Annotated in this window: 23 protein-coding genes and 4 pseudogenes; 3 read left to right on the top strand and 24 right to left on the bottom strand. The window is 39.0% G+C overall.

What is annotated here, in order from left to right:
• Positions 1-6: 6 nt before the first annotated feature.
• From HMPREF2867_RS04935 to HMPREF2867_RS11340, 11 genes and pseudogenes are all read right to left on the bottom strand, one after another.
• The gene (locus HMPREF2867_RS04935; protein ID WP_002889684.1) at positions 7-420 is read right to left on the bottom strand and encodes an LPKTxAVK-anchored surface protein; all 414 of its coding nucleotides are present in this window, start codon (positions 418-420) and stop codon (positions 7-9) included.
• Positions 421-1112: 692 nt separating this feature from the next.
• Entirely contained in the window at positions 1113-1322 is a 210-nt protein-coding gene (locus tag HMPREF2867_RS04930) for a helix-turn-helix transcriptional regulator (protein WP_002886384.1), read from the bottom strand.
• Positions 1323-1325: 3 nt separating this feature from the next.
• Complete coding sequence (locus HMPREF2867_RS04925) at positions 1326-1907, bottom strand: hypothetical protein (RefSeq protein WP_022496755.1); 582 nt, start codon at positions 1905-1907, stop codon at positions 1326-1328.
• Between the two features lie 410 nt (positions 1908-2317).
• Positions 2318-2572, bottom strand: a pseudogene (locus HMPREF2867_RS11760) (hypothetical protein); the annotation flags it as partial.
• Between the two features lie 39 nt (positions 2573-2611).
• Positions 2612-2950 (bottom strand): Cd(II)/Zn(II)-sensing metalloregulatory transcriptional regulator CadX, encoded by a 339-nt coding sequence (gene cadX / locus HMPREF2867_RS04920; RefSeq protein ID WP_000711078.1) that lies wholly within the window; start codon positions 2948-2950, stop codon positions 2612-2614.
• Between the two features lie 11 nt (positions 2951-2961).
• Positions 2962-3576 carry a CadD family cadmium resistance transporter gene (locus tag HMPREF2867_RS04915; protein ID WP_045759101.1) on the bottom strand — a complete coding sequence of 205 codons (615 nt, stop codon included), beginning with the start codon at positions 3574-3576 and terminating at the stop codon, positions 2962-2964.
• Positions 3577-3875: 299 nt separating this feature from the next.
• Positions 3876-5939, bottom strand: a complete 2064-nt coding sequence (locus tag HMPREF2867_RS04910) for a heavy metal translocating P-type ATPase (RefSeq protein WP_002893754.1) — start codon at positions 5937-5939, stop codon at positions 3876-3878.
• Between the two features lies 1 nt (position 5940).
• A complete protein-coding gene (locus HMPREF2867_RS04905; protein WP_002893755.1) occupies positions 5941-6219 on the bottom strand; it encodes a DUF6110 family protein in 279 nt (92 codons plus the stop codon).
• Positions 6220-6399: 180 nt separating this feature from the next.
• Positions 6400-6990, bottom strand: a pseudogene (locus HMPREF2867_RS04900) (transposase); the annotation flags it as partial.
• Positions 6991-7138: 148 nt separating this feature from the next.
• A pseudogene (locus HMPREF2867_RS11555) lies at positions 7139-7472 on the bottom strand (diacylglycerol kinase family lipid kinase); the annotation flags it as partial.
• 3 nt (positions 7473-7475) lie between these two features.
• Positions 7476-7619, bottom strand: a pseudogene (locus HMPREF2867_RS11340) (IS982 family transposase); the annotation flags it as partial.
• Between the two features lie 350 nt (positions 7620-7969).
• On the opposite strand from HMPREF2867_RS11340, the gene HMPREF2867_RS04890 reads away from it, so the two are divergent.
• Both HMPREF2867_RS04890 and HMPREF2867_RS04885 read left to right on the top strand, forming a co-directional pair.
• A complete protein-coding gene (locus HMPREF2867_RS04890) occupies positions 7970-8578 on the top strand; it encodes a DUF1269 domain-containing protein (RefSeq protein WP_002893760.1) in 609 nt (202 codons plus the stop codon).
• A gap of 244 nt (positions 8579-8822) precedes the next feature.
• Positions 8823-9044: a tyrosine-type recombinase/integrase gene (locus tag HMPREF2867_RS04885; RefSeq protein ID WP_037611047.1), complete on the top strand. Its 222-nt coding sequence runs from the start codon at positions 8823-8825 to the stop codon at positions 9042-9044.
• A gap of 109 nt (positions 9045-9153) precedes the next feature.
• On the opposite strand, the gene rpsI is transcribed toward HMPREF2867_RS04885, so the two are convergent.
• The 13 genes from rpsI to pnp form a co-directional block, all read right to left on the bottom strand.
• Positions 9154-9546, bottom strand: a complete 393-nt coding sequence (rpsI, locus tag HMPREF2867_RS04880) for a 30S ribosomal protein S9 (protein ID WP_002888293.1) — start codon at positions 9544-9546, stop codon at positions 9154-9156.
• Between the two features lie 27 nt (positions 9547-9573).
• Positions 9574-10020 carry a 50S ribosomal protein L13 gene (rplM, locus tag HMPREF2867_RS04875; protein ID WP_002886374.1) on the bottom strand — a complete coding sequence of 149 codons (447 nt, stop codon included), beginning with the start codon at positions 10018-10020 and terminating at the stop codon, positions 9574-9576.
• A 250-nt stretch (positions 10021-10270) separates the two neighbouring features.
• Positions 10271-10471, bottom strand: coding sequence for a helix-turn-helix transcriptional regulator (locus tag HMPREF2867_RS04870; RefSeq protein ID WP_002886373.1), 201 nt, complete (start codon positions 10469-10471; stop codon positions 10271-10273).
• Between the two features lie 9 nt (positions 10472-10480).
• A complete protein-coding gene (locus HMPREF2867_RS04865; RefSeq protein WP_004182184.1) occupies positions 10481-10951 on the bottom strand; it encodes a hypothetical protein in 471 nt (156 codons plus the stop codon).
• Between the two features lie 152 nt (positions 10952-11103).
• The gene (locus HMPREF2867_RS04860; protein WP_038675078.1) at positions 11104-11964 is read right to left on the bottom strand and encodes a DegV family protein; all 861 of its coding nucleotides are present in this window, start codon (positions 11962-11964) and stop codon (positions 11104-11106) included.
• Positions 11965-11972: 8 nt separating this feature from the next.
• Positions 11973-12488: an NYN domain-containing protein gene (locus tag HMPREF2867_RS04855; protein ID WP_002889631.1), complete on the bottom strand. Its 516-nt coding sequence runs from the start codon at positions 12486-12488 to the stop codon at positions 11973-11975.
• Positions 12489-12490: 2 nt separating this feature from the next.
• Entirely contained in the window at positions 12491-13234 is a 744-nt protein-coding gene (rlmB, locus tag HMPREF2867_RS04850; RefSeq protein ID WP_004182149.1) for a 23S rRNA (guanosine(2251)-2'-O)-methyltransferase RlmB, read from the bottom strand.
• A 47-nt stretch (positions 13235-13281) separates the two neighbouring features.
• Positions 13282-14958, bottom strand: a complete 1677-nt coding sequence (locus tag HMPREF2867_RS04845) for a hypothetical protein (RefSeq protein WP_070576138.1) — start codon at positions 14956-14958, stop codon at positions 13282-13284.
• 290 nt (positions 14959-15248) lie between these two features.
• Positions 15249-15650 carry a Mini-ribonuclease 3 gene (locus HMPREF2867_RS04840; RefSeq protein ID WP_002886359.1) on the bottom strand — a complete coding sequence of 134 codons (402 nt, stop codon included), beginning with the start codon at positions 15648-15650 and terminating at the stop codon, positions 15249-15251.
• Entirely contained in the window at positions 15643-16986 is a 1344-nt protein-coding gene (gene cysS, locus HMPREF2867_RS04835; protein ID WP_070576136.1) for a cysteine--tRNA ligase, read from the bottom strand. Before cysS ends, HMPREF2867_RS04840 begins: the two co-directional genes overlap by 8 nt.
• A gap of 376 nt (positions 16987-17362) precedes the next feature.
• The gene (gene cysE, locus HMPREF2867_RS04830; RefSeq protein ID WP_002886354.1) at positions 17363-17983 is read right to left on the bottom strand and encodes a serine O-acetyltransferase; all 621 of its coding nucleotides are present in this window, start codon (positions 17981-17983) and stop codon (positions 17363-17365) included.
• A gap of 85 nt (positions 17984-18068) precedes the next feature.
• On the bottom strand, positions 18069-18839 hold the full coding sequence (locus HMPREF2867_RS04825; protein WP_070576133.1) for an SseB family protein: 771 nt from the start codon (positions 18837-18839) through the stop codon (positions 18069-18071).
• Positions 18836-21073 (bottom strand): polyribonucleotide nucleotidyltransferase, encoded by a 2238-nt coding sequence (gene pnp, locus HMPREF2867_RS04820; protein ID WP_070576129.1) that lies wholly within the window; start codon positions 21071-21073, stop codon positions 18836-18838. The genes HMPREF2867_RS04825 and pnp overlap by 4 nt, the downstream gene beginning before the upstream one ends.
• 209 nt (positions 21074-21282) lie before the next feature.
• Between pnp and pbp3 the strand changes: the two genes are divergently transcribed.
• The gene (gene pbp3, locus HMPREF2867_RS04815) at positions 21283-22530 is read left to right on the top strand and encodes a D-alanyl-D-alanine carboxypeptidase PBP3 (protein ID WP_070576126.1); all 1248 of its coding nucleotides are present in this window, start codon (positions 21283-21285) and stop codon (positions 22528-22530) included.
• The last annotated feature ends 108 nt before the right edge of the window (positions 22531-22638 follow it).

Here is a 22638-nt window from a genome sequence, read left to right as displayed (position 1 = left end):
AGTTAATTATTTAACAGCTGCTGTGTTTGGAAGAGCTTTAGCTTCAGCTTTAGCTGCTGGAGCTTTCTTTTCTGCAGCTTTAACAGCTTTAGCTTCTTCTTTAGCGTCTTTGTTAGCGTTAGCTTTATCAGTAACTACAAACTCATCTTTGATGATGTTTCCGTTAGCATCACGTTTTGGTTCGATGTGTTCACCAGCATCTTCAAATTTTTGTTTAGTTGAATCTGCGTCAACGTTGTTAAGACCATCTTTAGCAGCTTGAGTAAGACCACCTTCGTTGTTTGTGAAGAAGTCACCACCAGTTGCTTCAGTTTTGTTATCAAGGTTTCCAGTGTGAACGTTACCGTCGTTAGCGAAAACTGCTGCTGATGAAGCGAATACTGCAAGAACTGCAGCTGATGTAAGCAATACTTTTTTCATAATTGTTTCTCCTCTAATGGATTATTATATATTTAGTATCAGGACCTCCCTGACATCTATAGATTATAACACTATCTAGAGATATGTCAACAAATTTTAAAAACTTTTTTAAATTTTTAATATATCCTACAATTCCTACAAACAAAGGTTTTTTGAGGTGTGTTACCAAATAGTAATAATTAATCATTTTTAATTTTAATGTTATTTTAGGTAATTTATTATGTCCTTTGCTAAGTTTAAATACATATTTAAATCATATATAAAAGCATAATTTGTAAAATATACATTCATTATTATGTGAGGTTTTATGGCTAAAAATCAAAAGATATTTAATAGACGTATAAAACCCTCTTACTGATAATATGTTTGAAGTATATAACAATATTATCTTTCAAATAAATGTATTCATTCACTTTTATCATTTTTGTATGATAACTACATAATATGCAAGATCTCAAAAGTGAATAGATTAGAGAAACATTAGCATTTTTGAGAGCATTTCGACCTAAAAAGTTCTATTATTGGGTTAAAATGCTTGAAAAATAAACTATTATCTTATTTTTGAAAGCGTTTTAACTAAGATGTAGTCAAAAATAACTCCTTTGAAACTACTCCCTCTTACCAAGACCTCGTCTCAGAATAACAAGTTTCCAAAAACTGATACACAAATCAATTGGATTGTTTTACTTCTCTTATTTCAGACGAAATAGTTCTTCTACTTGTTTATTAAAGACTTGTGCTATTTTTAAAGCCATTTCCAACGAAGGGTTGTAGCGGTTATTTTCCAAGTGAACAATCGTTTCTCTCCGTATTCCTACTTGATCTGCTAAATCTTGTTGAGTCATACCATAAGCTTCCCTTACTTCTTTCAAGTTAGTCTTTATTTTACTTTCTTTCGCCATATTTCATCCCCTTTTTTCAGTGATAAAGTAAGTAATGGCAAATAATAAGAGTAAAAAAGCCACCAAAATATAAAGGAATCCAGCATTCAAAACGAAAACTTTACAGACAGCTATCAAGGTTGCCATTCCCAATAATATAAAGATTGCTATTGTAAACAAAATGGAAGAGGACTTTGCAATATTTCTATAAAATCGTTCATCGGGTTCTTCATTAATTCTCTTGAATAAGAAGTAAAACATTAATAACAATTGAATACTTAATCCAATTCCTAACATTATATTCTTAATCAAAGAACCAGGAGTTAGCAGCCAAACTCCAATAGTATAGATCGAGGACGAGAGAAGTACAAGCACTGTATATAATTTTGCAGTAATCCCAAACATGTTTTTTTCTTTCTTTTGATAGGTTGATTTTGAGAGGACCGATACCATCGTACAAACCAAATACGAAGGAAGCCAAGCCGTCGTCATAATAGCACCTTTCGCTAGAATCGGTAGGTGATTCCCCAGAAATAATACTAAACATACAACAATAAGCACGCTAGCGATATAAAGGATTATCTTTAAGTTCTTCGACATTTTCATTTCAGTCACCTCTTTTTAATATGTTATAAATATATCACACCTTGTCTGTTATAAATATATCACATTGTTATAAGAATTTCAAGATGAAGACAAAACTCTAGTAAGATTTTGAACACTTTTCAGAAATCTATACAAAAAAACACCTTGCAAGCTGCAAAGTGTTTTCGTTTGTACTCTGCTGTCCAGTAACGAATTAACGTTTTGAGAATTGTGAAGCTTTACGAGCTTTCTTAAGACCTGGTTTGGAAAGTATGGGTTTCAGTTGGACTAAAAACAGCGTATTATCAAGGCTTTTCAGAACGATATCTACTGATTAATTTCATAAAATATGAATCAATAGATTATAAATAGGGGAATAGTTTAGGTCTGTAAGCATTAAAATAATACACCTAACTTTGATCACCATTTTTTTAGTTATTCACTCTTTTTTCAGATAGTGTTTTTAAAGTTATGATATAAAATGCCGCAATTAAAACACTATACATCATAATCGGAGGATAGACAATTAAGGATAGAATCAATCCCACTCCTTTAATTATTAGGTCAGGTATCAATAACTTTCTATATTGTGCGGTAGCTTCAAGTAATTCTTTCTGATCTATATTGGGTTTATCAATTACTTTATGTAAAAACCAGTTTGCTACCGTTGAAACAACAACGATTATAATCTCCCTATAATCATGGAAAAGTAGTAAAAATAGTTGTTATCCTAGTTGATTAAAAAAATCTCTGATTTCCTCATCTTTTATAAAATAATATATAATTTTCCCCTCTCTTCTAGTATCCAAGATGTTTTGATTGGCTAGTTTACGAAGATGGTGGGAGGCAGATGCCATACTGAGATTTAGTAAACAGGCTATATCACAGACACAGAGTTCTTCAACAGCAAGGAGATAAAAGATGATATTTATCTGTTTATTATCGGTAAATTTTGATAAAATGCGAAGTGATTTTTGGACTTTTTCCTTTTCAAGGTAGTTCGTTGCGGTTGTAACATTTTGTTGATTAATAACATCCACTTGACAGATACTATCTTTTTTCATAATTTTTTCTCCTAGCCTAACACAGCCCATAGCATGTCAAAGCTGTTGTTTTCAATCAGGATATACATCCCCAATCCTAAATAGACAACGGCAATAAACCATCTGCTATATTTTTCCAAAGTTTCTCCAACAGAAGGGACTTGTGCTAATTTTTGGGCAGAAAAAACCAAGAGATAAATCATGACTAGAAAAGTAAGTAAAGTCACTATCAAATTCGCTAAATTTAAGGTGGTAAAATATGGGACAAAGACACCAATATTGTCAGCGCCACAACTTGCAAAAGTAATCATAGCGACTAGAAAAATCAGGTTTTTATTGTCTTTTCGCAAACCATCTTTTGCAATAGCTTCTCCATCAGAATCTCCTAAAAGCAAAACTTTGAGGCCTAGGAAAATTGGAATCAAACCGAGTAAACCTAAAATCTCTTTACTAGGAATATAATTCAAGACAAATGCAAAAAGCAAACTTAGGAATATTAGACTAACAGAGCCTAGAAATTGTCCTAAATAGATGTTAATGATGTCCTTTCTGCTTTTTCTTTTGGCAAAAAATAACATTAGGATAATAAGTAAGTCTACGGCTGTCCCAGAATACAGGATTATTGAAGTAACAACATTTTGAACCATAAAGCACCTCATTCAAATATATTTTTGAATGTATTTTAACATTAAACTTTGTAGATGTCAACTTAAAATCCACCAATTAATAATTGCATGTCAATATTTGTATTGTGAAACTAGTTTCAGAAATATATAGTCTTAAAGTATGTCCACTGCCAATGGTTTTTTCAATATTTAAAAGGAGAGAACCAATTTGGTCCTCTCCAGGGTATAATTTTCCACCAACCCACTACAGTTGACAAAGAGCCGTTATTCTCAAATGAGACAACTCCTTTTAGTTTTTATAACCTCAGCTTCTCGGTCTCTTACCTACTTTTAATAGAAAGACTACGAAGGACGATTCTTAAAGTAGTCAGATTGTGCAATATCGAAAGATTAGATGGGCTTAACCAATTTAACAACCCAAATCCAATTAAACTTCCATTTATTACAACTGTTTCTTGAATATTTCTTTGAATTAATTTCTGCAACGATTCAGATAAAGAATTCAATTCCTCGAAGAAATCTAAACGATTATCTAATAATAAAATATCACTCATCTGCTTAGAAATATCAGCACTTTCATTCATCACAACCCCAATATCTGCAAGCGTCAAGGCAGCAGAGTCGTTTAACCCGTCTCCAACCATCAAAATAGTTCGGCCAGCTTTCTGTAATTCCTGAACCAACTGAAACTTACCATCTGGTTTTAAATCAGTATAAACGTTGTCAAATGGCAGATCTTTAACCAACTCTTCTGTTCTAGCCAACGTATCACCAGTTGCCAGAATCAGTTTTTTCCCTTGGCGCTTTAGCTTTTTCAATGCAACTTTCGCCTCGCTTCTCAAGGGAGTGTGGATACAAAACATCCCAATTAATTCTTTCTTATAAGCCAAAAACAATAAATTGTAATGAGTCTTATATTGCTCAATCAAGGCCAGCTGCTCAGAACTAATTCTTACCTGTTCGTCTTGCATTAGTACATAATTTCCAATGACAACCGATTGACCATCAATTTGCGATTTAATCCCTTTGCTTGCAACATACTGAAGCTTGCCATGCATTTCTTCGTGTTCAATGCCTTCAATTTCAGCTTGTTTAACAATTGCATTGGCAATAGGATGATAGATATGTTCCTCCAAACATGCACTTATTCTTAAAATATCTTTCTCAGTATAATCTCCGAAAGGAAGAACCTTTTCAACCAAAGGATAACTCGTCGTGATGGTACCCGTTTTATCAAACAAGAAAGTATCCACTTCCAGATATTTTTCTAATACATCACCATCTTTAATAACCATTTCTCGATTTAGACCTTCCTTTATGGCCGTAAGGTAGGCTACAGGTGTGGATATTTTTAGAGCACATGAAAAATCCACCAATAAAAAGGAAATGGCTTTTGAAAACGAACCTGTTAACAGATAAGTCAAACCAGCACCTAAGAAGTTATATTTTACAACCTTGTCTGCCATCCTAATAAAATGACGTTGTTTTGTCTTCTTACTCTCTTCAGATTTTTTCATCAGATTGATGAGTTGCAAAATACGACTGTTTATCTGATTATCAGTCACACGAATTCTTAACTCTCCTGTTTCCAAAACAGTATTCGCACATACAGAATCTCCCTCTTTCTTTTCAACAGGGAAGCTCTCTCCAGTCAAGGAACTCTCATTGACCATGCCTAATCCTGAAACCACTTGGCCGTCAAACAAGATTTCATTACCTTGGGAGACAACTAATACATCACCTACTTGAACATCAGAACTCTTGATGCTGATGACCATGTCTCCCCGCACTAAGAAAACATCACTTTCTTTAGCAAGAAGGCTTTGTTCCAAATCTGTTGCTGTTTTTTTTAAAGACCACTGATCCAGATGATTACCCAAATCAAGCATAAACATGATGTTGCTAGCTGTCTTGGATTGGTTCATAAACAAGGACAACAAAATGGCCGAACAGTCCAAGACCTCCATGGTTAGTTCCTTGCGCGCTAAAGTTTGATAGGCTTCTTTGACATAACCCAAAGCCTGATAACAAGTCCAAATATAACGAATAGGGTAGGGTACAAAACTTCGAAACAGCAAACGCTTAATCGCTGCACCCGATACAATTGAATAAGCACTCTCTTCTCTACGAATGGGAAGAGTCATCAAGTCCGAAACTTTCCCCTTGTCAATTTTTTTTAAAAAGGCCTCTGCATTTTCTAATACAGAGAAGCCTTCTTTCATACGTAGAGTAAAGTGCTGCTGATCCATATAAAACTGAATAGAGTCGATCCCTTTTTCATCTTTAGCCAAGGAACGAAGATAATCTTGAATATCCAAGGTCAGTGAAAACGAGGACGATAATCGGATATGTTGATATCCTCTGTGTAGCACTTTAAAAGACATATTATTCACCTGTCAGGCTATCTAATTGTTCTTCTTTCTTTTCCTGTTCGTATAAATATTTAGCGTCTTGTAAAACATCATCACCGTGTTGTTTTACAACAGAAACAGATGCATCCAGTCCATCTTTCAATTTGTAAGCTTTAGCCAAGGCCTTAGAATAGCCTTTCTTAGCTTCTTTACTTGCTAAGACTTTCAAGCCAAGCGTCCCAAATGCTACCCCTCCTAAGAAGAGAGATGATTTTTTCGCAACTTTTGCGACGTTTAATACTTCTTTTAACATGTTTATTTCCTCCTTGTAACTATTGTAGCGAAAAATGACAGCAAAAGCAATTGCTGATATCTGATATATAGATAAAATTCTCTATACTGATATTTAATTATATTATGATGAAAACAATATACTTTATTTTTTGATACTGTAAATAATTATGTGTAAACACTTAAGTAGAGTTACGGAGTGTTAATTAAATAAGCTTTCAAGTGTATCAGAACATTGACCAAACCCTTTATGGATTCGTTGACTTTGCTTGAAATTATAATCTTCAAACAAAGTAACTAAGTAACGTTCCAGAGCCTCCTCGTTAGGAAAAAGAACCTTCTTTTTCGTTTGACGTTTGATTTCTTTGTTAAGAGACTCAATGAGGTTTGTCGAATACATGCTGTGCCAAATCTGGTAGGGAAACTGATAAAAAGTTAAAAGATTATCCGTCTTCTCCAGACTTTCCATGACTTTCCTATACTTTGGTTTCCATTCGGCGAGAAAGTCCTCTAAAGCTTGTCCTGCCATTTCTAAATTTTCAGCACGATAAATCATTATAAATTGCCCCAGAATAACCGCTCTATCTGCTCGTTTCACTTTACTAGCTAGATTTCGACTAATATGAATTAAGCAACATTGTTGTTTAGCTAATGGGTGAGCCTGACTGATAATCTGCTCAAGCCCCTTAAAGCCATCTGTAACTACAAGAGAAATCTGTTGGATTCCTTGGTTTTGAAGCTTGTCTAACAGGGTGGACCAAGAAGCATTGTTTTCTTGAGGCAACTGTGCATAGCATATCTCTATGCGACTAAAGTCGCTAGAGCTATCCTAATTGCGCACCGCCAGTTCTCATAGAAAAAAACACCTTGCAAGATGCAAAGTGTTTTCGTTTGTATTCTGCTGTCCAGCAACGAATTAACGTTTAGAGAACTGGCTAGCTTTACGAGCCTTTTTCAAGCCTGTTTTCTAGTATTTTTATATCTATTGGCAGATTATCCGACTTATCCCCATCAACATCTGACTCTAACTCAACCTCTGAAGAAATCCTAATATTGCGTACTTTGATATATTCGATATTATTGTTACCTACTAGATCCCCTTTTTAATAAATCTGGGATAGCCGATAATTTAGAAATGATGGATGAATCCTTTAAAATCAAGATATTTCCATATTCATCTGTATTTTCATCAAATAGTTTTTTGTCTGCATAGTAATTGGATAGAAGAACTAAGACCTGAGTAGCTTCACCTTCATAATTGCCATTTTTGCTTTCAAAAGGTAATAATTGCTTGTTCATAGCTTGGCGAATCAGTTGCACCAGCCAAATTAATTGTCTTGACCGACGAATAAAGCGACTTCTTTCAAGGATTCGACCATAAGGAAACAGTTGGCAGATTCTATAAAAGTGTCGATGTGATTCGGCACGCTCATCAGACTCGCTACACAGAGCTGGTACATAATATCTGCTATAATTTTCTGGAAGATTTGGTCAAGCGGTCTTTTAGCCGTGTGACAGGCATACAGGAAAAACACTATTTATTTACTTTTTGCACGGGAGGCTTTAAGATGTTGCTGGACGCCTTTCTTGATAATCACTCAGAGTCGCCAGAGTGTCTGGGCTGGGATATGGCAAAGATATACCGCTGCCTGAAACTGTTCTTTGACGCTGATAAACGCGACATATCAATTAAAATGTCGCACTAAAATGATTGAAAAGTGATTGAAACTGTATTATAATGAACGTATATATTTAGAAAAGAGGTACTAACTATGGAAAACCTAGTAGTTTCAGTCTTTAACACTGAAAGCGAAGCTTATCAGTCCTTTGCGGATTTGAAGGCTTTCCGCCAAACTCAGACGACCAAGGTTGCTCAAATCGCCTTGGTCAAAAATGAAAACGGTCACATCGTTGAAAAAGAACGCTATGACTTTGAAGATTCAACGACGGATGCAACCCTAGAAGGTGGCTTGCTCGGTGCAGTTATCGGGCTTTTGGGTGGTCCTATCGGCGTCTTGTTTGGTTATGGTATTGGCAGCCTCTATGGTTTGGCTGCTGGTGATACCGTTGATACGGCAGAAGCTGGCTTGATTGACGTTGTGTCTCAAAAATTGATCGACGGCGAAACAGCCGTTGTCGCCTTGGTGCAAGAAAACAACGAAGCAGTCATCGATGCTTACTTCACCAAGTACGACACCCAAATCGTGCGTTGGGATGTAGCAACCGTCGTAGCCGAAATCGAAGCAGCTCTGCAAGTCCAAGAAGACCTCTACAACCAGGCACGTGCACAAATGAAGGCTGAACGTAAAGCCGAACGCAAGGCTAAACTTGAAGAATTCAAGGCAAATGTCAAAGCAAAATTTGACAAATTGAAAGCCTAACGTCTAAGCGTCTCATAAATTTAAATGTGACTGAGACGCCATTTAAAATTTATGTGCGTCGGATTCTCACAGTTAAATAATTGCGTTGACAAAGCCGTTACAGCCGTTCTTCCATTCTTTGAAAAGAATGTTTAATAGACAAGAAATCTGGACTAGTATTGGTCTGGATTTTTTTGTGAATATAGAGGTCATAGCTTTTTGACTATGCTTCGTTATAATTAGAAAAATTTTAAGTTTTATCAAGATGAAATCAGTCAGACGAAGACATCCCGAATTAGCACCAGCATCACCACACAAACTAAGACATACTGGTGCTACTCTTGCTAAACAAGCAGGTGTTTCTCTTGAAGCCATCTCAGAAGCTCTTACTCATAGTGATAAAGAGATTACAAAAACTTACGTTAATATCAAAGATAAAGTCAATCGGACTGTAGGTGATATTGCTTTTCGTAGTTTAAAAAATTGATGGGGTGAATATGGGGTGAATTTTGGGGTGAACTTTAGTTTTTTGAACAAAAAAAGACATCCAAGAAATAATTCTTGAATGTCTGTAAACGTTGATATAATCGTGTTGATTAACGTTTTGAGAATTGTGATGCTTTACGAGCTTTCTTAAGACCTGGTTTCTTACGTTCAACCATACGTGCATCACGAGTAAGAAGTCCAGCGCGTTTCAATGAATCGCGGAAGTCTGGATCTACTTGAAGAAGTGCACGAGCGATACCGTGACGGATCGCACCTGATTGACCAGCGTATCCACCACCTACAACGTTAACGTGTACGTCGTATGAACCTTCAGTTGAAGTAACTGCAAAAGGTTGGTTGATAACGAGACGAAGGTCTGCGTGTGGGATGTATTCTTCTACATCTTTTTTGTTAACTGTGATTTTACCAGTACCTGGAACCAAACGTACGCGTGCAACGGCGTTTTTACGGCGTCCTGTACCTGCATATTGTGCTTGTGCCATTATATTAGTGCTCCTTTCCTCTTAGAATTAGATAAGTCCTGAGATATCAAGTACTTCTGGTTGTTGTGCAGCGTGAGTGTGCTCACCGCCAACGAAGACTTTCAATTTCATACCTTGTGCGCGTCCAAGAGTGTTGTGTGGAAGCATACCTTTAACTGATTTTTCGATCAAACGAACAGCATTTTTAGAACGAAGTTCACCTGCTGAGATTTGTTTCAATCCACCTGGGTACATTGAGTGAGTGTAGTAGATCTTATCAGTTGCTTTTTTACCAGTCAATTTAACTTTTTCAGCATTGATAACGATTACGAAGTCACCTGTATCAGTGTGTGGTGTGAAAGTTGGTTTGTTTTTTCCGCGAAGTACGCTAGCAACTACTGCAGAAAGACGTCCAAGTGGCACATCAGTTGCGTCAACGACATACCATTTACGTTCAACTTGGCCTGGTTTAGCCATAAATGTTGTTTTGTTCATGATTTCTCCTATATATAGTTCGATTTTTGTTTACGAGTGATGGGTGTTCCTTCCCATCGAAAAGTATTTGGAAGGTTCCGGGGCCTTTCAAATGGGGTAAACAATACCGTTTAACATAATATCAAAAAAACACGTCCAAGGCAAGTCATTTGGAGGTGTTTTTCTTTTATTTTTTGTATTTTTTTAGTCTCTAATTTTATAAAGCGTAAGACTAGAAATCATGCCTAAATAACCTCTAAAGCGATACAAACTAATCCTCAGATTCCCAAAAAAGCTGGTCTAAAGTTTTGTCCAGAGTTTTGCAGATAGCAATACACAGATTTATAGTAGGGTTATAATCACCTTTTTCAATAGCTGAGATGGTCTGACGAGAAACTCCTATAGCATCTGCCAAACCTTGTTGAGTGAGATCCTTTGCTACACGAGCTGACTTCATTTTTAAATTTTTCATTCAAAAATCCTATTCTTCGTCTTCTAGTTCTTCCAAACGGTTCTTCTTGATTCTGTTAATAATAACCCAGCAATCGCAAATAAGGGTCAAACCCAATGTCAAAAATGCCACACTACTCATAAGATTCTTCCCTATCTTAAACGACTGAAATAGACTTAAGAGGCCCATTAGCGATATAAAAATTCCCAAAAAACACATTACCCAGGATAATATGAGCATCTTCTTTTCAAGTTTTTTGTCTAGCAACCATGGATGCCCATTACGTGATACGCTGTGAACTAATACTAGGCACATAGAACCAAAGAAAGTGATGATTAATAGTGACTGCACTAATTCGACGGAGTGTGTCTTGCTAGCAACCATAATCGTTACAAATATACCAAGCATGGCTACCCAATAACCTCTAGCAGAAGATTCTCCGCTGATCAACTGAGCACGTTCATCCATCGTGCTAGCTACTTTTTTCTTTGACTTTTTCATTTTGTTTCCTCCATTTTCTAGATTCATTATAGCATTATTTTACACTATGTCAAATATATCATTCATTTTGTATGGATTATCTTTTTATATTCTATTAATCTATCATTTCAGAAAACAAAAAATCAGATAGGAAATCCTATCTGACACTATTTCTATCTAGCTTCTTTACCAATCGTAAAGACAGCTAAGGTATCTGGTCCGACGTGGGTAGAGATGACTGGTCCAAGTGGCATAATAAGCACTTGCTCAATGCCGTCAACTGCTAATAATTGTTCTTTTAGATTCTTCGCTGCTTCAATATCATTGGCATAAGCGACAATTGCTGTGCTATGTCCAATATCCTGGGTAGCTTGTAGGACCATTTCTTTAATGGCTTTTTTACGTCCACGGATTTTGGCCAGAGGAACCAACTTACCTGAAGCGTCCAGCCAAAGAAGAGGCTTGATATTAATCAAACTACCAATAATGGCTGAGCTCTTAGAAAGGCGACCCCCACGCATGAGATGGTAGAGATCATCAACTAAGAAATAGGTCCGTAAACGTGGCAGAATGTCCTCAATCATGGCTTTCGTTTCAGACAAGCTCTTACCTTGATCACGAGCTTCTGCCGCCAAGATAGAGAGATAACCTTCCCCACCTGCTGCCGCCAGGGTATCTACAATCTCAATGACAGCTTCTGGGTATTCATCCAAAATCATGTCACGCGCTATAACAGCACTTTGATAAGTACCTGAAAGCACTGATGAGAAGGCAATATAGAGAAGAGCATCACCATTTTTGGCATGACGACGAAAAACCTCTTCAAATTGACCAACATTCACCTGGCTTGTGGTTGGCTGACTGCCTTCTTGCATACGTTCTAAGAGACGGTCACTCGTTAAACGGTTAGGGCCAACGGTCTCATAGGCAATATCATCAAGCGTAATGGTCAAACCAACGAGCTCTACCTTATTCTCCTGAGCCCATTTTTCATCTAGATCTGCTGTGGAATCTGTCAAAATGTTAAATGTCATATATCCCTCTATTCTATTTCATTTAAAAGGTCCTGTAATTTCCCTAATTGCGCATCGTCCCATGGACGTAGTTTTGGTGTCTTTAAGTCAATATGTGCCGACATCTTGTCTAAGTCAGACTTAACAGTATTGACACGCTCTTCCAACTCACGCGCCGAAACACGTAAAGCCCCTTGTGAAAAGATAGCCCACTGTTCATTTAAGTCACTAGTTGCTACTTCAACTAGATTTTGAACAGTATTCATCTCAGCCGCTGCGCGCTCAATATAGCTATCTGCTGTCTCATCTTCCTCAGTAAAAATAACACTGATACGATATTGATCATAACGTTGACGACTCCCTGGAACAAACTGGGCATCAAACACACAGATAATATCAATATGTTCAAAGTTAGCATAATGATTGAGCTTACGAAGCAAGGTTTCACGAGCTTCATCAAGCTGATTGGTCTTAAAGAGTTGACGGGTTTCTTGCCAAAAGGCAATCATATTATAACCATCAACCAGAAGTATTCTTTTTTTCATAGTTACAATCGGTTTCGATAAACTTCATACATGAGAACTGCAGCTGCCACACTGGCATTAAGGCTCTGCACATGACCACTCATAGGAATAGTAATCATCTCATCCACTTGCTTCTTGATGTTAGCAGAGATTCCCTTACCTTCATTACCAATGATAAGGGCAACCTTTCCAGCTGTGTTCCATTTATGAGATGGGGTGCCATCCATATCTGTTCCAAATACCCAGAAGCCTGCTTCTTTAAGTTTATCAAGAGTTTGGCTAAGATTGGTCACTCGGGCAATGGGAATATGCTCCACAGCCCCTGTTGATGTCTTGGCAACGACAGGTGTTACCCCCACAGCACGATGCTTAGGAATAATAACTCCTGTCACCTGAGTAGCATCAGCTGTACGTAGGATAGAACCAAAGTTATGAGGATCGTTGAGTCCATCTAAAATGAGGACTAGAGGATTCTCCTCTTGTTCAGCCTTATCCATAATAACTGAGAGCTCAGAATAAGCGAACTCTGACACACGAAGAACAAAACCTTGATGCACAGCTCCACCTGTCATATCAGACAAGGTTTTCTTAGGTGTCCAAGAGATGGAAACCTTCTTTTCAGCTGCCAAAGCCTTAATGGCATCAACATTTTTCCCTCGAAGATCATCTTGAATATAGAGTTTATTACCAGTATTTGCTTCCAGACTCTCTGTTACGGCATGCACACCATAAACAATGTCTAGACTTAATTCTTTAGTTGTTTTCATAAGCTAATTCTATCATAAAAAAAGCCCTCTTACGAGGGCAAAGCATGTTAAATAAATGTAATTGCTGCTAAATAAAGCACCAGGAGAACTAGAACAACAGTTGCAGCAGCCAAAGCTTGCTTACCAATTGTATCTGGATCTGAGATTGATTCTGCAATCTTTCTCGCAGCTTGAGTAATGGTTTTACCTGCTGCTTGGAAGATATCAATTGAACCTGTGCTTGTTGAACTATTTCCAGAAATTGCTGAAGACCAACCACTCAAAACCTCAGCAATTTGTTCTGCCAATTGCTGTGTTAGCGCTCTAGTTGTCTCAGCCAACTCATTAACAGCCGTAGCTTGTATATGATTGGCGGTTTCAGTGTAGCTATTTGCACTGGTATTATAAGTAACCGGTACAGTCGTTGTTGTCGTTGTTGATGAATACTGATTCCTACGGTAACTATCCGGTGTCACTGGACGCTCGCCTTCATTGAAGACGCTAAAAGTCTGTGTCAGATAATGAATATTGTTATTCGTATCAATCAACTCAAAGGTCATTTTATGAATACCAGTCGTTTGCTCTGCCAAATGGTAGGCACTCAAACCAGCATTGACCTCATCCAAAGTTCCTTCAACAAAGTAGCTATGATGAATTTGTTTGCCATCAAGGACTAGATTAAGGCCCTTAATCTTCTTACCTTCCATCTTGTTAACATCAAAGTTGACGTTAAAGATTTCACCACGTGCTAAATAAAGAATGTCTGTATTCCCTGTAACAGCAGGTTGATCTTCAAGAAGCGCTCCAGTACTATCTCGTTTTGGAACAACGGTGTATACTTCAGAAGTGATTGGAGTTGCTAAGATTTCTGAGATGAGTCCATCCGTAAAGGTTACCTCTGACGAATAGGTCAAACTCTCACTTTGCAACATAGAAACCACTTCAGAAGTTTTAAAGACCTCAGAAGTTGATGATGAATCTTTCCAGCCAACCGTAAGGACAGTTAAGCTATCTTCTGAATTATTATTTAACTGACTCGTTTCTGGAGCCGTAGATGCAAGAGAGCTAGCAGTGCTTGCAGACTCAGAAGCGACTTCAGAAGTTGCAATAGCTTGACTAGTAGGAGTCGCACTTACAGATGTCGTATGAGAATTCAGTGAAGAATACTCTGATTTTTCAATAACTGCATGTGTATTTCCAGCAAGTTCAGATGTATATAGTGTGCTTTCACTCTTATACATTGAAGTTACAGCTTGAGACTCTGCAGTCGCTGTAGCCTCACGAGACTTATCATAAGTAAGCACAATATTTGGTTTAGCTTGTTCAGAATCAGATGTTGGGTTTGCATCTCCTCGTTCAGATGCCGCTACTGATCGATCCTCACCAAAAGCCTGGGCACGAGCCTCTTCTGAATGAGGTGTCGTCGTAGAAACGCTAGTCTCCACGATATCAACTTGAGAATGTACCTCAAGAAGCCCCTCATCTGTCTCACTTGAAGAGACAAGCATCAGTGACGTTGAGGTCACTACTGAACTTACTTGACTCGCTGGCTCTGCCTTAGCTCCTACTGAAGAAAAATCAGCCTGAGGAGCAACTGGAGCCGGTGCCTCACTATTAACATAATCTATTTTAGCTTCATCAGGTTTTACCTGAACCTCATCTGCTTTACCTGTTTGAAGCGTAAAGCTAGATAAAATCAAAGCAGCAAAAGTTGTATAGAAAACTTTTTTCTTAGCTATTTCCATTCACCTCCTCATTTTTTAGATGGCCTCATTTACTAATATTATAGACTTTTTTTTTACTTTCTGTCAAATTAGTTTTATTAAAAAACGCTATAATATCGGGGTTTTACACGTGTCAGACACCCCTTAACTTTCTCATTTTTAAGGTGCTAAATATTAGTTTCATCTTATTTTTCATTGTCAAGACGCTGAATTACTTTGATTCTCAAATAATCTAAATTTTGAAATTCTGGCTAACTGTTACAATTTTTATAGCCTTTAGATAACAAAAAATCCTGCTCTCGGCAGAATTTTTAGATTTCTTTTTCAACTTCGTCAATACACCAAGCAATCAGTTCCTCTAAGCGAGCGATATCCTCGGTCATATGAAGATAGCCCATGACTGCTTCGAAGCCTGTTGACATTTTATAGGTAATAACATCGGTATTTTTAGCCTTGGTATGGCTATTCGCATTACGACCTCTTTTATAGATGTCTAGCTCTTTTTCAGTCAAAAGCTCTTGCTCTAGCATTTTTTCAATGAGACTAGCCTGGGCCTTAGCTGAAACATAGCGTGTAGCTAGACGGTGCAATTGGTTTGGCTTGGTCTGACCTTGAAAAATCAGGTGACGGCGAATGTACAAGGAATAAACAGCATCTCCCTCAAAGGCGAGAGCAATGCCGTTAATAAGGTTGACATCAAGATGTTTAGTCACGTGTCCACCTCACGCCCTCCTTGGTATCAAGAAGTTTGATACCTTGAGCAGCCAACTCATCGCGAATGCGGTCTGCTGTCGCAAAGTCCTTGTTGGCACGCGCCGCTTGACGCTCTTCAATGAGTTTTTCGATATCTTCATCAAGGACTTCTTCTTCGAAAACAATACCGAAGACTTGGAGCATTTTTTCAAAATCATCCTTAACGGTTTGATCATAATTGCCTGAATTAATCCATTTGGCCATGTCAAACAGAACAGTCACTCCATTTGCCGTATTAAAGTCATCATCCATAGCTTCTTGGAAGGCGTCAAGATAAGTTTGCAACTCAGCTTGATTCACCTGATCTGTCAACGGAAGACTGTGGGTATTTTTCAAATACTTAAGATTAACTTCAGCATCATGGATAGCTTTTTCTGTAAAGTTAATTGGTTTACGATACTGTTGTGTCGCTAGGAAGAAACGAAGCACTTGACCATCAACCGTTTGAAGCATATCGTGAACGGTCACGAAGTTACCCAAGGATTTTGACATTTTTTCATTATCCACATTGACAAAACCATTATGCATCCAGTAGTTAGCAAAGGTCTTGCCAGTTTTGGCTTCTGATTGGGCAATTTCATTGGTATGGTGTGGAAACTCAAGGTCTGCCCCTCCACCATGAATATCGATAGTATCGCCAAGGATTTCAGTCGCCATTACAGAACATTCGATGTGCCAACCAGGACGACCAGGTCCCCATGGGCTGTCCCAAGAAACTTCTCCCTCTTTGGCAGCTTTCCAAAGGGCAAAATCCAGAGGATTTTCCTTACGTTCTGTTTCAGCATCCGTACGTCCGCTTGCACCAATTTCAAGATCTTCCAAGGTCTTGTTAGCCAATTTAGCATAGTTGTTTGACTTAGCTACTCGGAAGTAAACATCACCTTCAGAGACATAGGCAAATCCTTTGTCAACCAAGGTCGACACGAATGCAATGATTTCATCCATATAGTTAATAACACGAGGATTTTGTGTCGCTGGTTTGATGCCAAGTTGTCCGGTATCTTCCATAAAGGCCGCGATAAACTTGTCCGACAATTCCTTAGTTGAAATACCAGCTTCATTAGCTGCCTTGATAATCTTATCATCTACATCCGTAAAGTTGGAAATATAGTTGACTGTATAGCCACAATACTCAAAATAACGACGAATAGTATCAAAAGCTACTGCTGAACGGGCATTTCCGATATGAATATAATTGTAAACTGTTGGTCCGCAGACATACATATTGACAACATTTTCTGTCAAAGGTACAAAATCACGGAGCGAACGCGTCATCGTATCATAAATTTTAATCACTTGAGATTCCTTTCAATTAACTGGAAACTATTTTTTATCCTTGATATGGTTTAGGTACAAACACAAGAGTATAACGAGAATGATAATCCAAATAGCCACAACTAGCTGACCTTGAGCCAAGAGAGACATAGCTGAAAGAAAACTCCCAACTATATAGAAGACCAAAAAAGGATTGTCCTTGAAGAATTTTTTCATTACTCAAATCTCACTTGTGTCGTTGCTTAAAAACCAGACCGGCCCATAAAAGAGCAATGCAAAACCATAAGGCGGCCATGCTATAGTCTGCTCTATGTAAAGCAATGTAAACAAGAGCAAGAGGACCCACAACCGTCAATCGAGTCACCTTTGAACTAAAGAGTTTCATCGTTTCCTTTCCTTATAGACGTGATGAGTGGAAGCTAGCTGCTTTTAGAAGGTCTTCTAGCTTTTCACTATAGTATTCACGGCCTTCTTCAATATCGTGGATAACTTCTTCATCCTTTTGACCATGAACACGCACAACCTTAGCAGGAACACCAACGACTGTAACATCTTCTGGGACATCCGCAACAACCACGGCTGCCGCCCCCACCTTAGCATTCTTTCCAATCTCAATAGGGCCTATGACCTGAGCATGGGCTGAAACCAAGGCACCCTCACGAACGGTTGGGTGACGTTTTCCGACATCTTTACCAGTACCACCTAAAGTGACACCGTGGTAAAGCATAGCCCCCTTCTCCACAACAGCTGTCTCACCAATGACAAGGCCAGAGCCATGGTCAATAAAGACACCTTCAGCAATCTGAGCCCCTGGGTGAATCTCAATCTGAGTCCAAAAGCGCCAAAACTGACTATGCATACGCGCTAAGAGTCGACAATGGTGGCGCCAGAGAAAATGTGAGATACGATGGGCAGCCAAGGCTTTTAATCCAGGGTAGGTTAAAAGAACCTCTAGACTCGTCCGAGCTGCTGGGTCATTTTTCTTTACTATATCAATACTTTCTTTCCACCAACCCATTTAGGTCACTCCTTACATCATTATTGTTATTATTGCTTGCTGTGGCCCTATTATTCTTTAAAGTGGAAAGCTACTAACACTAGGTCTACTCGCTATCCCCTTCAAAATAAGACCAGTCGACTAACTCAGGCTGCTCATCAAACGGATTGATGACAATACCTTGAACCTTATCCAACTCATTTTCACCTGTTGAAGGCTGATAAATTTCTGACAGTGGCCATTGCAAAATCGTCCCTTTAGCCTTACGGAAAGGTAGGCCAAAAGTCTCGTTACCGTACCATTTTGCAAAGCTCGTTAAGTTCGTAAACACAGGCACATAACTCTGTCCCTCTGCATTCGACATGGTCGCAAAGAAACGGTCATCCTGGCCATCTTCCTCGCGTTTGTGAATGAAGGCTGGAACAAGATAAACCTTATCTTTAGGAGCTGCCTTTTGATTTTCCTCACCCAAAAGATTATTAAGGGTCTGAGTGAAATAGTTGATAAACTGGATGAGTTCACTGCTTGCAAAAAGAGTGGTATTTGAGAAGTCACCATCCTCTTTTAAATTGAAAGCAAGACCAAAAAGCTCTGCCTGAACCAGTTGTGTTAAAACATCTAAGCTCGAACGTTCTACCCAAGTTTGCTCTCGAGCACTCTCTTGAGTAGTTTTGAAAGATTGTAGGTCCTGTTCATTAGTGAAGACAGGAACAACTTTCTTGCCTTCCACTTCAACTGCGTAGAGGTCTTGGGCAGCCAAGACGGGAGTACGTTGTAGATGATTAACCAAAGCCAGACTGGTTAAAAAGTGGTCTGGTTCCTTTAAAAATTCTCTTAGAGTTTCATCAAAAGCTTGCAATTCTTGATTTTCTGTCATTCTTCTGTCTGTTCTTTCGTTTCTGATTTATCAGGATTTTTCGGTGCTTCACCACTCTCATTATGGTGGCGTGGTTTATGATGAGAACGACGGCGGTGACGATGCTCTCCTCCATTTTCCCCATCATCAAGTTTTTCAGGCTTAGGAAGCAAGGCCTTGATTGAGGCATCGATACGTCCTTTTTCATCGATTTTGATAATCTTAACAGTTACCGTACCCCCAACTTTAACCACATCTTCGACATGCTCAGTACGTTCCCAAGCTAGTTCTGAGATATGGATGAGAGCATCTGTCTTATTGAAAAGGTGGACAAAGGCACCGAACTTTTCAATACGCACAACGGGTACAGTGTAAACTTCACCAACCTTAGCTTCACGTACAAGATCAGAGATGATGGTTTTAGCACGGTTAATGGCATCCTGATCACTAGAGAAAATCTGAACAAGACCTTCTTCATCAATATCAATTGTGACACCAGTCTCAGCGATAATCTTGTCAATAGTTTCGCCACCTTTACCGATGACAACCTTGATCTTGTCAACAGGAATCTGAATGCTATCAATCTTAGGTGCTGTTGGTGCCAATTCTGGACGTGGCTCAGCGATTGCTGACTCAATAACATCAAGAATTTCAAAACGAGCTACCTTTGCTTGAGCCAAAGCCTCTTCGAGAATGGCCGGTGTAATACCCGAAATCTTAATATCCATCTGAAGAGCTGTAATTCCTTGACGTGTACCAGCTACCTTAAAGTCCATATCTCCAAAATGATCTTCCAAACCTTGAATATCAGTTAGGACAGTGTAGTTAGTACCATCTGAGATAAGTCCCATGGCAATACCTGCAACAGGTGCCTTAATCGGTACACCACCAGCCATAAGCGCCAAGGTTCCTGCACAAATAGAAGCTTGTGAGGAAGAACCATTTGACTCCAAGACTTCTGCTACCAAACGGATCGCATAAGGGAACTCTTCAACACTTGGGAGAACCTGAGCAAGGGCACGTTCACCCAAGGCTCCGTGACCAATTTCACGTCGACCTGGTGCACCATAACGCCCTGTTTCACCCACTGAATACTGAGGGAAATTATAGTGGTGAAGGAAACGTTTCTTATACTCTGGATCCAAACCATCAACAAGTTGTGTATCACTCATAGGTGCCAAAGTCAAAACTGACAAGGCTTGAGTTTGACCACGTGTAAAGAGACCCGAACCATGAACCTTAGGAAGAAAGTCAATCTCTGCGTCCAAAGGACGGATTTCATCCACACGACGGCCATCTGGACGAACCTTGTCTTCTGTGATCAAACGGCGCACTTCGGCATGCTCCATCTGCTCAAGGATTTCTGCTACATCACGCAGAATAGTTTCCTTATCCTCATCTTCCGCAAAGCGTTCCTGATAAGAAGTGAGGACCTCTTCTTTTACAGCCTGGGTTGCTGCTTCACGCGCCAGTTTTTCTTCCACCTGAACAGCCTTAGCTAACTGATCATAATAAGCCGTTTCGATTTCGACTTTCAAATCAGCATCAACTTGTAGAAGTTCAACCTCAGCCTTTTCCTTACCGACAGCTGCAACGATATAATTTTGGAAATCAACCAACTCTTGAATAGCCTCATGTCCCTTCAAGAGTGCTTGCAACATAATATCCTCAGACAATTCCTGAGCACCTGACTCTACCATATTGATAGCTTCCTTGGTACCTGCCACTGTCAAGTCTAAAAGTGAAACTTCCTTATCCGCTGCACTTGGATTGATAATAAAATCTTCTGCAGCATAGGCCACTTGAACCCCAGCAATTGGACCATTGAAAGGAATATCAGAGATAGAAAGGGCTAAAGAACTCCCAAACATAGCCGCCATCGGAGCACTAGCATTCTCATCATAAGAGAGGACCGTGTTAATGACCTGAACTTCGTTACGAAAGCCCTCCGCAAACATAGGACGAATAGGACGATCAATGAGGCGAGCAGTCAAAGTGGCATCTGTTGAAGGGCGACCCTCACGCTTGTTAAAGCCCCCCGGGAACTTGCCAGCTGCATACATTTTTTCCTCGTAATTAACCTGTAAAGGAAAGAAATCTGCCGTTGCCATCTTTTTAGACATAACAGCTGTTGATAATACAGTTGTATCTCCATAACGCACGACGACAGCACCATTAGCCTGCTTGGCTACCTGCCCAACTTCAACGACAAGCGGGCGTCCTGCAAAGGTCATCTCAAAAGTTTGTTTAGCCATGTTTGATCCCTCTTTTTATCCATGACCAGTCCTTACAAAAACGAACCGGTCAACTTTATGTCATTCATTTGATATAACTTTCATTTTACCATAATATAGTCAAAAATGGCAGAGCTCCGGCATAAGTTAGCACCCAAGTCTCCCTTTCTCTCAGATATTTAAGTTGTTTTGTGATATAATAAACACTTATGAGAGACAAAGGAATGACTATGAAAAAATTACAACACATCATTATGATTGCCTTAATCTTACTAGGCCTAGCAACACCTGCTCTAGCACAAGAACAGACAGATGACTTCAATGTTTCCGCTAAACATGCGATTGCTATCGAAGCAACTACAGGAAAAGTCCTCTATGAAAAGGACGCCACTACCCCTGATGGTGTGGCTTCAATGACTAAAATCCTAACAGCCTACATGGTCTATAAAGCAGTTGATCAAGGAAAAATTACCTGGGACACTGAAGTAGATATTTCAGACTATCCTTTCAACTTAACCGTTGATTCAGAAGTTTCAAATGTCCCACTGGATTCCCGAAAATACACTGTTAAACAACTCCTAGATGCCACCCTCATTTCCAGCGCTAACAGTGCTGCTATTGCTCTGGCTGAAAAAATCTCAGGATCAGAGAGTGCCTTCGTTGACGCTATGACAGCACAACTAAAAGAATGGAGCATTACAGATGCTAAATTATATAACGCTTCTGGTCTAAATAATAAATATCTTGGGGATAATCGCTATCCTGGCTCAAAACCAGATGACGAGAATTCGATGAGCGCCCTAGATGTTGCAATTATTGCGGACCACCTCATTAAAGACTATCCTCAGGTACTTGAAATCACCAAGCAAACCGAAACTGACTTCGAAGGTGACAACAAATTAACGACCCACAACTACATGTTGGAGGGGCAAGACAGCTACCGTGAAGGCGTTGATGGACTCAAGACTGGAACAACCGAACTTGCAGGGGCATCCTTTGTAGCCCACTCCAATGAAAATGGCATGAGTTTGATTACAGTTGTTATGAATGCGGACAATGGCGGAGAGGATGAAGCTGCTCGATTCACAGCCACAAATGAGTTGCTAGATTATGTGACTCAAAACTGGGAAATCAAAACCCTCAACACCAAAGGACAAATCGTCAAGAAAAATGATATTAAGGTAGCCGATGGAGACCGTCAAACCATCTCTGCTAAGCTCGAGTCAGACCTTACAGTCATTCAAAAAATAAACAGCAAAAATGATGCTGTTAAAATCAAAGCAAAAACCATAACAGCACCTATCAAAAAAGGTGACACTATTGGAACAGCAACCTTTGATGATAAGAATCTCGTAGGAACAGGTTACATCTCTGAGCCACCTCAAGTTTCTGTAACAGCCAACCAATCTATCAAGAAAAGTTTCTTCTTAAAAGTTTGGTGGAATCATATCGTTAATTTCTTTACAGGAAACAAGTAAACACAAAACTACCTTTTAGCTATCAAAAGGTAGTTTTATCTTGCCTTCAAAATTGGTCTTGTAAGTAAAAGCCCCTTCTCAACACCTTAAGTTCCTCTCAAAATGTGG

It is taken from the genome of Streptococcus sp. HMSC064H09 (assembly GCF_001812625.1).
Lineage (GTDB): Bacteria > Bacillota > Bacilli > Lactobacillales > Streptococcaceae > Streptococcus.
This window is presented reverse-complemented; position numbering and strand designations above follow the sequence as displayed.